This window comes from Streptomyces sp. NPDC050121 (genome assembly GCF_044460385.1).
Classification (GTDB): domain Bacteria; phylum Actinomycetota; class Actinomycetes; order Streptomycetales; family Streptomycetaceae; genus Streptomyces; species Streptomyces soliscabiei.
The window spans coordinates 35,319-49,455 of sequence record NZ_JBITJV010000056.1 but is presented as its reverse complement, the minus strand read 5'-3'; the positions used below and the strand labels follow the sequence as shown (position 1 = coordinate 49,455).

General features: G+C 69.6%; 13 protein-coding genes and 4 pseudogenes. 10 read left to right on the top strand and 7 right to left on the bottom strand.

The window, feature by feature from the left end; all coding sequences use genetic code 11:
* Window positions 1-94 precede the first annotated feature (94 nt).
* Both istA and istB read right to left on the bottom strand, forming a co-directional pair.
* Window positions 95-1,516 carry an IS21 family transposase gene (gene istA / locus ACIBTS_RS44780; RefSeq protein ID WP_399327074.1) on the bottom strand — a complete coding sequence of 474 codons (1,422 nt, stop codon included), beginning with the start codon at window positions 1,514-1,516 and terminating at the stop codon, window positions 95-97.
* A 181-nt stretch (window positions 1,517-1,697) separates the two neighbouring features.
* Window positions 1,698-2,177: pseudogene (gene istB / locus ACIBTS_RS44775) on the bottom strand (IS21-like element helper ATPase IstB); the annotation flags it as partial.
* A gap of 14 nt (window positions 2,178-2,191) precedes the next feature.
* Here istB and ACIBTS_RS44770 point away from each other — a divergent pair.
* Both ACIBTS_RS44770 and ACIBTS_RS44765 read left to right on the top strand, forming a co-directional pair.
* On the top strand, window positions 2,192-3,322 hold the full coding sequence (locus ACIBTS_RS44770; protein ID WP_399327076.1) for an NAD(P)/FAD-dependent oxidoreductase: 1,131 nt from the start codon (window positions 2,192-2,194) through the stop codon (window positions 3,320-3,322).
* Between the two features lies 1 nt (window position 3,323).
* A complete protein-coding gene (locus ACIBTS_RS44765; RefSeq protein WP_399327072.1) occupies window positions 3,324-3,647 on the top strand; it encodes a 2Fe-2S iron-sulfur cluster-binding protein in 324 nt (107 codons plus the stop codon).
* 280 nt (window positions 3,648-3,927) lie between these two features.
* On the opposite strand, the pseudogene ACIBTS_RS44760 reads toward ACIBTS_RS44765, so the two are convergent.
* Both ACIBTS_RS44760 and ACIBTS_RS44755 read right to left on the bottom strand, forming a co-directional pair.
* A pseudogene (locus tag ACIBTS_RS44760) lies at window positions 3,928-4,200 on the bottom strand (transposase); the annotation flags it as partial.
* An 82-nt stretch (window positions 4,201-4,282) separates the two neighbouring features.
* Window positions 4,283-4,555, bottom strand: a complete 273-nt coding sequence (locus ACIBTS_RS44755; protein WP_399327070.1) for a hypothetical protein — start codon at window positions 4,553-4,555, stop codon at window positions 4,283-4,285.
* A gap of 7 nt (window positions 4,556-4,562) precedes the next feature.
* On the opposite strand from ACIBTS_RS44755, the gene ACIBTS_RS44750 reads away from it, so the two are divergent.
* From ACIBTS_RS44750 to ACIBTS_RS44735, 4 genes are read left to right on the top strand one after another with little or no spacing between them, the layout of a single operon-like run.
* Window positions 4,563-5,033, top strand: a complete 471-nt coding sequence (locus tag ACIBTS_RS44750) for a hypothetical protein (RefSeq protein WP_399327068.1) — start codon at window positions 4,563-4,565, stop codon at window positions 5,031-5,033.
* Window positions 5,030-5,185, top strand: coding sequence for a hypothetical protein (locus ACIBTS_RS44745; protein WP_399327066.1), 156 nt, complete (start codon window positions 5,030-5,032; stop codon window positions 5,183-5,185). Before ACIBTS_RS44750 ends, ACIBTS_RS44745 begins: the two co-directional genes overlap by 4 nt.
* Before the next feature lie 46 nt (window positions 5,186-5,231).
* Window positions 5,232-7,166, top strand: coding sequence for an integrase (locus ACIBTS_RS44740; RefSeq protein WP_399327064.1), 1,935 nt, complete (start codon window positions 5,232-5,234; stop codon window positions 7,164-7,166).
* Window positions 7,163-7,585, top strand: coding sequence for a hypothetical protein (locus ACIBTS_RS44735; protein WP_399327062.1), 423 nt, complete (start codon window positions 7,163-7,165; stop codon window positions 7,583-7,585). The genes ACIBTS_RS44740 and ACIBTS_RS44735 overlap by 4 nt, the downstream gene beginning before the upstream one ends.
* A gap of 101 nt (window positions 7,586-7,686) precedes the next feature.
* Here the strand turns inward: ACIBTS_RS44735 and ACIBTS_RS44730 are convergent.
* The 3 genes and pseudogenes from ACIBTS_RS44730 to ACIBTS_RS44720 form a co-directional block, all read right to left on the bottom strand.
* A pseudogene (locus ACIBTS_RS44730) lies at window positions 7,687-8,215 on the bottom strand (MFS transporter); the annotation flags it as partial.
* Window positions 8,216-8,380: 165 nt separating this feature from the next.
* Entirely contained in the window at window positions 8,381-9,619 is a 1,239-nt protein-coding gene (locus ACIBTS_RS44725; protein ID WP_399327060.1) for an MFS transporter, read from the bottom strand.
* A 191-nt stretch (window positions 9,620-9,810) separates the two neighbouring features.
* Entirely contained in the window at window positions 9,811-10,728 is a 918-nt protein-coding gene (locus ACIBTS_RS44720) for a LysR family transcriptional regulator (protein WP_399327058.1), read from the bottom strand.
* Between the two features lie 132 nt (window positions 10,729-10,860).
* Between ACIBTS_RS44720 and ACIBTS_RS44715 the strand changes: the two genes are divergently transcribed.
* The 4 genes and pseudogenes from ACIBTS_RS44715 (at window position 10,861) to ACIBTS_RS44700 (ending at window position 14,132) form a co-directional block, all read left to right on the top strand.
* Window positions 10,861-11,187, top strand: coding sequence for a hypothetical protein (locus tag ACIBTS_RS44715; RefSeq protein WP_399327056.1), 327 nt, complete (start codon window positions 10,861-10,863; stop codon window positions 11,185-11,187).
* Window positions 11,184-12,176, top strand: coding sequence for a cyclase family protein (locus ACIBTS_RS44710; RefSeq protein ID WP_399327054.1), 993 nt, complete (start codon window positions 11,184-11,186; stop codon window positions 12,174-12,176). Before ACIBTS_RS44715 ends, ACIBTS_RS44710 begins: the two co-directional genes overlap by 4 nt.
* 22 nt (window positions 12,177-12,198) lie before the next feature.
* Complete coding sequence (locus ACIBTS_RS44705) at window positions 12,199-13,326, top strand: FAD-dependent oxidoreductase (RefSeq protein WP_399327052.1); 1,128 nt, start codon at window positions 12,199-12,201, stop codon at window positions 13,324-13,326.
* Window positions 13,326-14,132 (top strand): annotated as a pseudogene (locus ACIBTS_RS44700) (amidohydrolase family protein). Before ACIBTS_RS44705 ends, ACIBTS_RS44700 begins: the two are co-directional and overlap by 1 nt.
* Window positions 14,133-14,137: the final 5 nt, after the last annotated feature.

Genomic DNA, 14,137 nt, shown 5'->3' with positions numbered 1-14,137 from the left:
GGACGACAAGACCCCGCGGACCCCAGACCGCAGATCGGCACCGCCAACGACGCGCCCAGGTCACACATCAGCAGAACGAAAGACGCTCAACAGCTCAAGACGATTCCTTCGCGCTCGGCTTGGTAGTGAAGGGACGGGTGCCGGTCAGTTCGTCATAGACCGACAGAGGCCGGCGGCCGACCTCAATCTGGGTGACCGCGGCCCGGTTCAGCAGGGCCGCCAGTGGCCCGGCTTGCGAGACCGGGGCATCGTGGCGGCGGGGCCGCGGCAGGCTCCCATCACCGGTAGTGACGCGGCGGCCGGCTCCCGTGGGCAGGCCGTCCCAGTGCTTCTCATCCACGATGCGGGCGCCTCGGCCGACCGCCCGCGGGTGGGCGGCCAGCAGGGTTTCGCCAGTGCGATCGGGGGCGGTGGCATGCAGCATGACCTGGGACTTCGTGGCCCTGACTTCGACCAGTTGACGGGGGCGGACCTTGCGGGCCGGCACCGAGTAGAGATTCGCGTCGAAGGCGACGAGGCAGTCCTTGCCGACGTGGCGGAGATGCCGCTGAGTGACCACATAGGGCGTCTGCGGCAGCGGGCGGAGGGCCACGTGGTCGCGGATCGCACGGAGACCGATCACCTCGCCATGGGTGCCATGCACCTTCGCCCGCCGCAGCGGCACCCAGGCGGTGAACGCAGCGTTGAGTTCCTCGACCGAGGAGAAGGCGCGTCCGGCCAGGACGTGGTCGCGGACGATCAGCACTTGCCGTTCGACCCGGCCTTTGCCGGTGGGCCGGTAGGCGGCCAGTACGTCGGGATCGAAGTCGTAGTGCCCGGCGAAGGCGACAGCCTCCGGATGCAGGGGAACGGCTTCACCTGGTGCGACGTGCCGGCGGACCACCGTTTTGGTGCGGTCGTAGACGATCGACATCGGGACTCCGCCGAAGTGGGCGAACGCCTGGCGGTGGCAGTCGAAGAAGGTGGCGAGGTCCTGGCTGGTGGTGAAGCAGCAGAATGGATCGCGCGAGTAGGACAAGGTCATGTGGAAGGAGTAGACTTTCGGGATCCCGACGTGGGCGAGGATCTTTCCCTCGTCACCCCAGTCCACCTGGGCCTGAGCCCCCGGCACCACCTCGAACCTGCGGTGCAGGCCCGCCAGTTCACTCGGGCTGATGCCCAGTTCCTGCGCGACCCGCGGGCGGGCTTCCTGCAAGTACATCTTGATCCGCTGATAGCTGCCCGTGAACCCGTACTCCGCCACCAGGCGCTCGTGGATCACGGCACCCTTGAGCAGGATCTCGGCCCGCAACATCGCGTCGATCAACGGCGCGACCTCATCCACGATCCGCCGGTACGGCTGCCCGTTGGGCGCCCTTCGCGGTGGCGCGACCGGAGTCTCGCCCGACAGATACTTGGCGACCGTGCGCCGGTTCAGCCCGGTCTCCTTCGCGATCTCCCGCAGGCTCATCGCGCCAGACTCGTACAGCCCGCGAAACCGCCTCAGCTCCAACCAGCGATGCGGATCCAAGACCACTCTCGCCGCCCTCCACCGACCCCGAACAGGACGACAGAAGACTCGCGCGACACCAACCTCACCGCATCAACAACGGTGCACTTTCATCCGTACGCAGTGGTGCACGTTCACTTGTACGCCGACAAATCTTGCCAGGGCCGTGTGAGTGCACCACCGAGTACGAAGTTATGTGCACCACTCGTTAGGCCACGTCGGTCTCCCGCTCGATGGCCTGGAGGCGGTTCTTGAGCCGGTAGCTGTTGCCGTTGATCGAGACGACTTCGCAGTGGTGCAGGAGCCGGTCGAGGATCGCGGTGGCCAGGACCTCGTCGCCGAAGACCTGGCCCCATTTGCCGAAGGTCTTGTTCGAGGTCAGGATGATCGAGCCCTTCTCGTAACGCTTCGAGATCACCTGGAAGACGAGGTTCGCTTCGGCCCGTTCCAGCGGCTGGTAGCCCACCTCGTCCACCACGAGAACGGCGGGCCGGAGGTAGCTGGTGAGCTTGCTGATCAGACGGCCCTGGTCCTCGGCGGCCTTGAGGTGGCGGACAATGTCGTCGAGGCTGGTGAAGTAGATCGAGTAGCCGGCCCGGCAGGCCGCGACCGCCAGGGCGACGGCGATGTGCGTCTTGCCGACCCCGGGCGGCCCGAGCAGAGCGACGTTGGCCTTGTCCTCGACGAAGGGCCGAACCCCACCTGCCCTACCAGCGCCCGCCGCTGTCCAAAGCGTTCCTGCACGGCAAAGCCGATCAGGTGGCACTGCGGACTCGCGCCCCGGACGCCTTCACCAACGCCGGCATCGAGATCGAACTCGACACCGCCGCGGTCGGGATCGACCGCCGGACACGATCCGTCGCCCTGGCCGACGGCCGCACGCTGCGCTACGACAAGCTGGCCCTCACCACCGGCGGCAGTCCCCGTCCTCTGCGATTCGGATCCGGCCACGTCGCAGGCAGGACTCTGCATCACCTCGACGACGCGATCGCGCTGCGTCAGGAACTCCACTCCGGTGGCACCCTACTGATCGTCGGGGGCGGATTCATCGGCCTGGAGACGGCGGCCGCCGCGGCCGACATGGGGATCGCGGTGACGCTCGTAGAGGCCCAGCCGCGAGTCCTGGCCCGGACCAGCCCACCGGCCGTCTCCGCCTTCGTCGAACGCGAACACCGCAACCACGGCGTCGATCTGCGCACAGGCGTATCCGTCCGCAGCGTCGCCCGGCGCGACGGAGCCCTCCACGCCCAGCTCAGCGATGACACCGTGATCAGAGCCGACCTGATCCTGACCGGCGTGGGGATCGCCGCGAACGACACCCTCGCCGCCACCGCGCAACTGGCCGTCGACGACGGTGTCCTGGTCGACGCCATGGCCCGGACCGAGGACCCCGACATCGTCGCCGCGGGCGACTGCACGCGGCAGTGGAACGGTTTCCTCGGCCGCAGCGTACGCCTCGAATCCGTCCAGAACGCCACCGACCAGGCCAGAACCGCGGCCCGGACCTTGTGCGGAAAACCGACCGAACGCTTCACAGCGCCCTGGTTCTGGTCCGACCAGTACGACCACAAACTCCAGATGGCCGGCCTGCCGCAGACCGGCGACACAGAAATCGTCCGCGGCGACCCGTCAACGAACTCCTTCAGCGTGGTGTATCTGCGCAACGGCATCATCACCGGCCTGCACGCGGTCAACCAGCCGCGGGATTTCACGGCCGCCCGCCAACTCGTCACGGCACGGGCCGCCATGACCGGCGACGAAGCCGCCTGCGAAGACCTCCCGCTGTCCGAACTGATGAAACGACACCAACCCACCGCAGAAAGGCGTACCTGACATGCCAGTGATCAGATTCATCGAAGCCGACGGAACACCGCACCCCGTGGAGGCCGCCGTCGGCCAGAGCCTCAAACAAGCAGCACTCGACCACCTCGTGCCCGGCATCATCGGCGACTGCGGCGGCTGCGCTTCCTGCGGAACCTGTCACGCCTACATCGACGAGAAGTACCTGCCGCTCCTGTCTCCGGCTGACGAAAACGAGGAGATGATCCTCGAGGGCGTACCGGCGCCACGCACCTCCAACAGCCGCCTCACCTGCCAAATCCCTGTGACAGCCGACATGGCCGGGATGGAGGTACACATTCCTGACACTCAGTTCTAAGGGACGGGCCATGTCCCGAGTGCCAGGGTGGCTCGGCCGGCTCGGTGCCGGGCTCACCGAGCTGAGTAAGCGGCTCGACGAGCGGCGCGCCGACGCCGACCAGGAGAGTCGAGAGTCACAGGGCGAGCAAAAAAAGACGATACGGCCCCCGAAGAGTCCGGCGCGTAGAAGCCCTCATCCCCTGCAGGCACGGACGAACACGCCCCTGTTCCTGTCCCCAACCAGGGGACAACGCGGGGGGGACCTGTCCCCGGGTGGTGGACACCTCTGAGCTTGGCGTTTAACCTCGCTGCTGTTCGTGTTCCTTGATCGTTTCGGCGCGTTTGACGGTCTTGCCGACGTCCTGGATGCGGGCCTTGTGCTGGTTGCGGCTGCCGGGTGGGCGCCCAGGTCCGGGTCTGCCCGGTTTCGGTGCGGCTGCGGGACGGGCTGTCTTCCGGCGGAGGTTGCGAAACCCTCGCCGGACGCGGGCTGGAGACAGCCGTTCGGTCTTCACGGGGCGTTCCCAGGGGTGGCGCAGGTCCTCGGCGAGGGGGCGGGCGAGGTGGAGCTGGCGCGGCGGCGGCCGCTACTTCGAGAGCCGCAACGTCACCGACGACGGCGCCAGCTCCCCGGGACGGCTGATCACCGAAGCCCTACAGGCCACCCGCTTCGCGCGTGCCGTCGTCGAGGACCTCGCGCCCGGCACCGATCTGCTGATCGTGTGGCGCTGGGCGCAGGGTGGGCACGCCATCACCACCTCCGATCACCACCCGCCGGTCGGACTCTTCCGGTTCGGCGTGATCGATAGCGCTGGCAGCGCCTGGGCCCGGGCCGAAGGACTGGCCGGTTCGCCCTTTCGCCGCGGGCGGCGCACGGTCAATGCGCTGGTGCGGCGCGAGCCCGGGCAGAACAGCCAGGCCACCCATAGACTACGTGCTGGTCGACCAACGGGTGCAGCAGGAGGCCGCGGACATCATCGCGGCCGGCGCCGAGGACGCCGCCGAGCGCGCCCGCCAGGCAGTCCTTGTCGCCGAACTCCGCGCCATTCCCGATCCCGACAACCGGCAGACCGCGACCGCAGACTGCCACGACTACGAGCACAGCCCCTTCACCGGGCCGGGCAAGGGCTGCCGCGCCTCGTTCCTGATGTGCCTGGGCTGCACCAACGCCCGCATCCACCCCGGCCACCATGCACGCCTGGCCCATCTGCACCGGGCGCTGACCCACCTGCACTCGGCCCAGCCGCTGCCGGTGTGGGAGGCCGACTGGGGCGAGGCACACGCCCGGCTTGAGGACCTCAAGCGCCGCCTCGGCGAGCCGGTCTGGGCGCAGGCCCTGGCCCGCGTCACCGACGCCGACCGTGATCTCATCGACTGCTTGCTGACCGGAGTGCTCGACACGTGACCACCGCAGCCCACCACGATCCCTACATCCTGCCGATGCCCACACCGGACACGCCCGTCGTGCTGCCGCACCTTGTCCTGCCCATGCACGCGCACATCAACGGCCGCTACGCGGACTGGATCTGGCCGCTGGCCGCTGGCCGCGCTGACTGAGAACCCCAGCCGCAACAAGGCCAGCATCCGCTGGCGTCAATGCCCCGTGGCCTTCCGGGACGAACTCCGGCTGGTTGCCTGGACCATGATCAACGGCGAGCTGCGGCCCACGTACCTCGCCGAACGCGCCACCCGGCTGCGGGCCCGCATCAGCCTGAGCGACCTGACCGAGGCGGTACGGCAGTGGATGTACCTGGCGGCCTGGCTCGAGGAACGCGGGCTGACCTCGCTCGCCCAGTGCACCACCGCCGTCTGGACCGCCTACGACCAGCACCTGCTCGCCGCCGGCTCCAACCGGGAACGCGTGCTGGACATCCTCGGCACGCTCACCCGCCTGTGGGCGTTCGACCAGCTCTCCGCCCGCCCCGCGGGTGTCTCCCGGCCGCCGTGGGACGAACTCGGTGCCGACGACTACCTCCCGGCCGCGTCCTCCGCCGGCGGTGGGGAGAACACGAGCGAGCCGATCGCCGAAGCGACCATGGGACCGCTGCTGGTCTGGGCCCTGCGCATGGTCGACGACCTCGCCGACGACATCCTCGCCGGGCACACCGACACGAAGCGGCTGGCGGAGACCGGCCGGACGATCCCCAGCACTTCTGCCGGCCAGGCCGCCCTCGATGCGTACCTGGATCCGCTCGTTGCCGCCCGGGCACCGCTGCCCGCCGTCCGGCTCAAGGGCCGCGAGGGGTACGGCTTCGCCCGCTACTACGTCGGCGGCCTGACCGGCGCCTCCCGCCACCAAGTCGCCCTGTACGTCGCGCGCCACGGCCTGGTGGCCGCGGCCGCGCAGCGGCCCGGCCCCTGCCCGCTACCGACCCCCATCACCGGCCGCATCGCCGGGCGCCCGTGGCGCGAGGCCCTCGACTTCGGCGAGACGCCGGGGCTGATTCGGCTGCTGGTCACTGCGTGCTTCATCGTCATCGCCTACCTCACCGGGATGCAGCCGGGCGAGGTGCTCGGGCTGCGCCACGGCTGCTGCCCGGATCCCGAGCCCGACGCCTCCGGCCGTATCGGCCGACACCTGATCTACGGCCACGAGTACAAGAACGCCACCGACGCGCACGGCAACCACCACTCCGCCGGACGCGAGCGCGACGTCCCCTGGGTGGCCATCACCCCCGTCGTCCACGCCATCCGCGCACTGGAGCGCATGGTCGAATGCGGCGAGCTGCTGTTCGCCCACGCCGTGCACGGCGCCATGGCCGGCCCCAGCACCGGCTCCCTGCGCTCACCCGCCCTGCGCGTGAGGATCGAGGACTTCGTCACCTGGGCAAACGCCGAAGCCGCCCGCCACCGCGTGCCCGGCGAAGTGATCCCGCCCGACCCGCACGGAGCGGTCGGCACAAGGCGCTTCCGCCGCACCCTGGCCTGGCACGTCGCCCGCCGCCCTGGCGGGCTCGTCGCTCTCGCCATCCAGTACGGCCACCTACGCACCGCGCTGGTCTCCGAAGGCTATGCCGCGCGCAGCCGCGACGGCATCCACGAACTGATCGACATCGAAACCGTCCGCGCCGTCGCCGACACCGTCGCCGACCTCAACGACGACCTCCAGTCAGGCGGCGGCCTCTCCGGCCCGGCCGCCCGGCGCGCCATCAAGGCCACCGCCCGCGCCCCGCGCTTCGAGGGCACCGTCATCAACGCCACCACCGCCCGCCGCCTCCTCGCCAACGACGACGCCATGCTGTACGACAACCCGCAGGCGCTCCTGCTGTGCCACTACAAGCGGGAACAGGCCCTGTGCCACCGCACTGGCGTCCGCGATTCCCCACGGCTCGATCACTGCATGCCCGGCTGCGGCAACATCGTCCGCACCGACCACCACGCCACATCGCTGCGCGACCGCGCCGACACCCTCGACAGACAGGCCACGCACGTGCCCCAGCCGATCAGTGAACGGCTACGCGACCACGCCGACCGCCTACGCGGCATCGCCGACACCCATGACCGCACCCGGATCACCCTGAAGGACCCCACCCCGTGAGCGGAACAGCAGACGAGCGCGACCGCATCCGCGCCGCCATGGACCGCATCCTGACCGGCCGACCCGAGCGCTCCAACGGAGCCCTGACCATCGTGGCCCTCGCCATCGAGGCCGGCGTCCCCCGCAACGCCCTCACCCAGCGCCACCTCGACCTGAAGAACGAGTTCTACGCCAAGGTCAAAGAACGCGGACAACCCACCGACGCCGAGACCCGGCTCCGCAAGCAAGTCGTACGGCTCAAGGAACTCCGCGAGAAGGACAAAGCCGAACTCGAACAACTCCGCGCCGACGTTCAAGGTCTGGTCCGGGTGGTCAACCAACTGACCTTGGAAAACCGGCAGCTGCGCGGACTGCTGTCAGCTCCCGACCCGGCCGTCCATGTCCTTCCCGTCCAGTACCTCCCGCCCCAGTCCAGCTGACATTGAGGCCTGCCGGGGTGGCACGGCTGAGAAGGCGACGGGTCAGGCCGCCTGTGTGCGGGCAGGAACCAATGACGTCAGCGAGCCCCTCCCGTATCCGCCTACCGTTCCGAGCAGCTCGGCAGGATCGCCACCGCTACGGCCGGCACTGCGGCCAGGACCAGCCAGGGCACGGCGGCCGGGAGGCCCAGATCGAGCAGGGAGCCCGTCGCCGAGCTGCCGATAAGGACGATCAGGCCGGAGACGGAGGACAGCGCGCCGGTGTAGAGGCCGATGCGGCCGTCCTCGGCGAGGTCGGGCGCCCAGGCGCGGTCGGCGGGGACGACCAGCATCTGGCCGAGGGTGAGCAGGACGACGTACCCGGCGGCGGGCAACAACCCGGCCACCCCGTCCAGTCGGCGGGCCGACGGGCACGACCCCGAAACCGGCCGCGATGAGCAGCAGCCCGCCGATCATTGAGCGGCGCAGGCCGAGCCGGTCACCTGCCCAGCGTGTGATGGGCAGGTGGGCACAGACGACCAGCAGGGAGGACAGGGCGAACAGCCAGGAAAGGGCTGCCTGGGAGCCGGTCGCACGCTATACCACCTCGTCCGGCAGGGCGAGGTATAGCTGGTTGTAGGCGAGCAGGTGGTCCGGGTTATGTCACCCTCCTCGCTCTCGACCGGAATAATGACGTCCCCGATGGCCACCCGCTCGGTGGTAAGCCGGAAGAAGCCCTGGGCGGGCGGTTCCACCCGCAACGACGCCTCGAACGCTGGGTCGACCCGGGACGGATCACAGGAAACCTGGGGCGCGCTATACGGCTTCGCCTTCACTGAGCCGTGTCGCAAGCCGACGGCGGCCGAGCAGCAACCCGCCGGCCGTCAGAGCCGAGGCGAGGCCGAGGAGGCCGACGGCGTGGGCCAGGCTGCCGGTGGCCGACTCCAGGGCGATCAGGACGAGCGGGCAGACGAACTCGCCCGCGAAGAACGCGGCCGTCCACAGTCCGGTGCCGCGGCCTCGGTCGGCGTAGTCAAGCCGGGACATCGCGATGGTGAGCAGTGAGGGCAGCAGGATTCCGGTGCCCAGGCAGTTGAGTACGGCACCGGCGATCACCACCAGCGGGCTGCTCGCCAGGGCGATCACCACGAATCCGGCCGCGCACAGGGCGAAGACCAGGGGCAGCCTGCCGGCAGGGTTGCCCGCTAGTTTGGTGAAGGCGATGGACCCCGCCACGGTGGCGGCGCTGGCGAGGGCGGTGGCCAGGCCGATGACGCCGGTGGACTTCACGCCCAGGTCGTCGAGCAGGTAGGACATCTCGACGGGCACGGTGTAGAAGACCATCGCGCCGAACACCGTGAGTGTGCAGATGCCCGCCAGCCGTCGCACGGGGAATGGCTTCTTCTCGGCCGCTGGCTCTTGGGGCACCCCCGCGCTCTCGGGCCGGGGCTTGGACAGGGTGGCGGCCATGGCGGGGGCCAGCAGCAGACCTATGGCGTACACCCAGAAGGGCGCGCGCCAGCCCGCTGAGCCGGCGGCGCCGCCGATGACGAAGAACGCGGTGGCGGAGACGGAGGCGCACATGGTCTGCAGGGCGAGGTAGCGGTCGCGCACGGACCCTGTGTAGTAGTCGCCGATCAGCGTGGTGCAGCAGGTCATGATGGCTGCCTCGGTGATGCCGACCAGCACCCGGCTGACCAGGATGGCGTCGAGCGAGTCCAGCCACAGCGGGGCGGTACCGAGCAGCGCATACACCGCCGTCGCCCAGACGAGCAGACGGACGCGGCCGAGGCGGTCCACGATGACGCCCGCGAAGGGGGCCAGCAGTGCGAGCGCGAGCGCCGGGATGGTCAGGACGACGGGGACGAGGGTCTTGGCGCCGGGTACGGCATCGAAGTGTTCCTGCATCTTCGGCAGGACCGGCGCGATCAGGACGGCGCCCAGCACTGGCAGACAGCTGCCGGCCATCAGCAGCGTGGCGCGCAGTGGGCCCGCGTTCGCGGCGCTCGGGTGGGTCTTGTCGGTTGGCGCGGGCAGGGAAACGGATCTGGACATGCCGGACTCCACGTGTGGTGGCAGGGCGGGGCGCCGTGGCGTGGGCGTGGCTGTGCCGCGCCGTGGGGCGCCGATGCACCCGAGGGATGGCGCCCAGGAACAGCGCACGTCAGGAACTGCCCCGACTATGAGCCAGCCCACTCCCGTCGCCTAGCCTTCGCGCCATCGAACTGCCGGATCCCCTCATCCGCTCAGCGGATGGTCTGCTGGTTTTGGGCCGCCGCCACGCGCGCCGCGGTCTCCCGCAGCCAGATGTGCGCGGCGTCGCGGGTGTGCAGGGGATGCCACCACAGCGCCTCCTGCAGCGGTACGGACTCGTAGGGCGGTTTCATGATCCGTACCGGTGCGGTTCCACGGAGGCGTTCGGCGAGGAGTGCGGGGATGAGGGCGATGCGGCGCGTGCCGGCCACCAGGAAGGGAAGCGTCGTGAAGCTGTCGACGGAGACGTCCACCCGTGGTTCGATGCCGAGCATGCCGAGCTGGCGGACCGCCGGTGAGTCGTAGGCGCGCAGGTACGTCACCCACGGCAGCCGGGCCACGTCGTCACGGGTGAGGTGATCACCCACCTCGCGGTTGTCCTCGGCGACGAGGAAGACCCAACCGTCCTGGAACAGCTCGGTGGCGGGGAAGCCGCTGATGATGCCATGCGGCATGATCATGCCGTCGACGGTGCTCAGCAGCGCGCCCGGCTCCTCGCTGATGCCGTTCGGGATCTGCACGAAGCGCACGCGGATGCCAGGGGCCTCACGGTCGAAGGCGCGGGCAAGGTCGGCCCCGAAGACGGTCACCGCGTAGTCGGTGGCGGCGAGGGTGAATTCCCTTGACTCTGCGGCCGGATCGAAGTCGGCCTGACTGGTGAAGAGGCGTTCCAACAGGCCGCAGGCCGCCATGGTGCGATCGAGGAGGACCTCGCCCAGGGCCGTCAGCTCGTAGTGACCGCCGACGCGGGCGAGCAGCTCGTCGCCGAAGTGCCGACGCAGCTTGGCCAGGGCGGCGCTCATCGCGGGCTGACTCAGGCCGATGCGCCGACCGGCCCGCGTCACATTGCGCTCCTCCAACAGGGCGCGCAGGGCGACGACCAGGTTGAGATCAAGACTTGCCAGGTTCACGGCGCGCTCCAGCAAAGACGACGACGATCCCGCCCCCATCAGTAGGACGGATGATCGGATCCACACAATCAATTTCTCAGATCAGGTGAGGTGCGGCCACATTAGTCCCATCGCAATCAGGAGGACACGTCCGTGAAACCCGCAGCCACGTCGGTCCCTTTCGCCGGTCCCTTCGCTCTCGGCAGCCTCTCCGCCCCCGACGGGGTCCCGTTTCCCGCCCTGGTAATGCCGGACGGCCGCGCTCTCGACCTGCGCACCGCCTTCGGTGAACAGGTGGTTACGATCCGCACGCTCCTGGAGAGCTGGGACGAGGAAATGCCCCGTCTGCGCGCCCTCGAGGCGGGCGAGAGGGCTGCTTGGCAGCCGCGGGAGGGCCTGCGCGTGCACGCCCCGGTCGAGCCCCGGCAGATCTTCCCGCTCGGCCTGCAGCGCACCCGATGTGTCGAGGAGAGCGCGTGAACCGGCATGATCCCGAGGGCGCGATCGCAGAGGCCGCCAAGAAGTACTCGAACTGGGGGCGTTGGGGCGAGGACGACGTCCTCGGCACCCTGAACTTCCTCGACGAGGCCAAGCGGCGCGAGGGAGCCGCTCTGGTGCGGCGGGGCGTGAGCTTCTCGCTGTCGCAGTCCTTCGACATGAACGGCCCGCAGAAGGGCTGGCGGCGTCGGACCAACCCGGTGCACACCATGCTCGACACCGGCACCGACGCCGCACTCGGCAACCAGGGCTTCCCGCACGGCATCGGCGGCGCCGACGACGTGATCGCGATGCCGCTGCAGTGCTCGACCCAGTGGGACGGGCTCGGGCACATCTTCGACCACGGCAAGGCGTGGAACGGGCGGGCGGCCGAGAAGGTCGTCACCTCCGACGGCGACCTGGTCACCGGGATCGAGCACATGGCGCCGTACGTCGCCGGGCGCGGCGTTCTCCTGGACGCCGGACGGGTGATCGGTGACCGTGGGGGCACCTCCCGCTCGAGCGCAGCCGAGAGTGGGGGAGAGTTGCCCGACGGGTTCGCGATCGCCGAGGAGCATCTGACCGCGACCGCCACGGCGCACGGGGTGACCGTCGGACGCGGTGACATCGTCCTCGTCCGCACCGGTCACCTCGCCCGCGCCCGGCGCGACGGCTGGGGCGACTACGCGGGAGGGCCGGCGCCCGGCCTCTCCTTCACCAGCGCCGGCTGGCTGCACGGCACGGAGATCGCCGCCATTGCCACCGACACTTGGGGCTTCGAGGTGCGGCCCAATGAGTTCGAGGGCGCCTTCCAGCCGCTGCACCAGGTCGCCATCCCCAACATGGGTCTGCTGATCGGCGAGATGTGGGACCTCGACACGCTCGCCGCGGACTGCGCGGACGACGGCGTCTACGAGTTCTGGCTCACCGCGGCACCCCTGCCCATCACCGGAGCCGTCGGCTCACCCGTCAACCCCATCGCCGTCAAGTAACCCACGGGACAAGGGAGTTCCCATGACCACAGCCCGTAGAGTCCTCGTCATCGGCGGCGGTTCCGCCGGCAACGCGGTGACGATCCTGCTCAGGCGCGCCGGCCTCACCGTCGACCTCATCGAGGCCAAGCCCGACTGGAACGCCACCACCGGCTCCGGCATCACCGTCCAGGGCAACGCCCTGCGTGTCCTGCGTGAACTGGGTGTCTGGGAGCAGGTGGAAGCCTCCTGCTTCCCCTTCGGCTCGCTGGGCATCACCGACCTGGGCGGCACCCTCCTGCACGTCTTCGAGGACATCAAGACCGGTGGGGAGGACCTGCCCGCCACTGTTGGCATGCAGCGCCCCGAGCTCCAGCAGATCCTCATCGACGCGGTCCGCGCCTCCGGTGCCGCCGTTCGCCTGGGCACCACCGCCGAGAGCCTGGAGCAGGACGCCGACGGAGTCTCGGTGCGGTTCAGCGACGGCACGAACGGCCGCTACGACCTGGTAATCGGCGCCGACGGCCTCAACTCGGCCACTCGCACGGCCATCGGCATCACGGCCGAACCCAAACCCACAGGCCAGGCGATCTGGCGCACCCCCGCACCGCGCCCTGCCGACGTCACCCGCACCGACCTGACGTTCGGCGGCCCCGCGTACACCGCAGGGTACTGCCCGACCAGCGAGACCACTCTCTACGCCTACGTCGTCGAGGCATGCCGCAGCCGTGACGCGGTCCCGCCGGAGTCGTACGCGGACGAGATGCGCCGCCTCGCCGACCATTACGGCGGTGTCTGGCCCGAGATCGCCAAGCACATCACCGACCCGGAGAAGATCAACTACACCTGGTACCACCGGTTGCTGGTCGAGGGCTCGTGGCACCGCGGCCGGATCGTCCTGATCGGCGATGCCGTCCACTGCTGCCCGCCCAGCCTCGCGCAGGGGGCGGCCATGTCGCTCGAGGATGCCCTCGTCCTCGCCGAGTTGCTCACGAGCGGACGGGACTGGGACGACGAGCTGTTCCATTCCTACTACGAGCGCCGCATTCCCCGGGTGCGGACCGTCGTCGACGCTTCCGTGCAGCTCGGCCAGTGGCAGATGGACGCAGTGCACGGCGACATGTCGGGGCTGATCGGCCGGTCCATGACCTTCCTCAAGGCGCTCCCCTGATGCGACTCACCGTAGATGTGCACGCGCACGTCCTGCTGCCCGAGGTCGAGGCCGCGGTAGCCGGCCGGCCCAGACCCGCGGCGGCCCAGGAGGTCGAGGCCCGCCGCCAGGGACCGGTCGCCCTGGCCGTCAACGGGACGATGCTGCGCGAGCCCAGGTCGCGGCCGACCGACGTGTCCGCCCGACTGGCCGCCATGGACGCGCAGGGCGTGGACGTGCAGGGCGTGGACGTGCAGGGCGTGGACGTGCAGCTGGTCAGTCCCTCGCCATCGCACTACCACTACTGGGCGGACGAGAAAACGGAACGAGGAGATCTCCAGCCACGCAACGGGACGCGAACTGTCGGACACGGTCTACGAGTCTTTCTGGTCACGAGCGGAGAAGACGGGCGCGCTCGTCTTCCTGCACTCCTTCGGCTGCACCCTCGACGAACGTCTCGACCAGTGGTACCTGTCCAACGCTGTCGGCCAGCTGACCGAGAACGCTGTCGCCCTCTCGCACCTCATCTTCTCGGGGGTATTGGACCGCGCCCCGAGCTGAAGCTGACAGCCGCGCAAGGGGGCGGCTGTCTCCCTACGCACATCGGCCGATCCGACCACGCCTGGACAGCCCGTTCCGACGTGGGCGCGGGCTGCGCCCGCCTGCATCACTGCCGCAGACGCCGACCGGGTCCTCCTGGGCTCCGACTACCCCTTCGACATGGGCACCGACGACCCCGTCGGCGCTCTGCGTGCCGCCCCCTGCCTGACGCCGACTTCGACGCCGTGCGCGGCGGCAACGCGGCCGCGCTGCTCAACCTCACCTGAGAGGA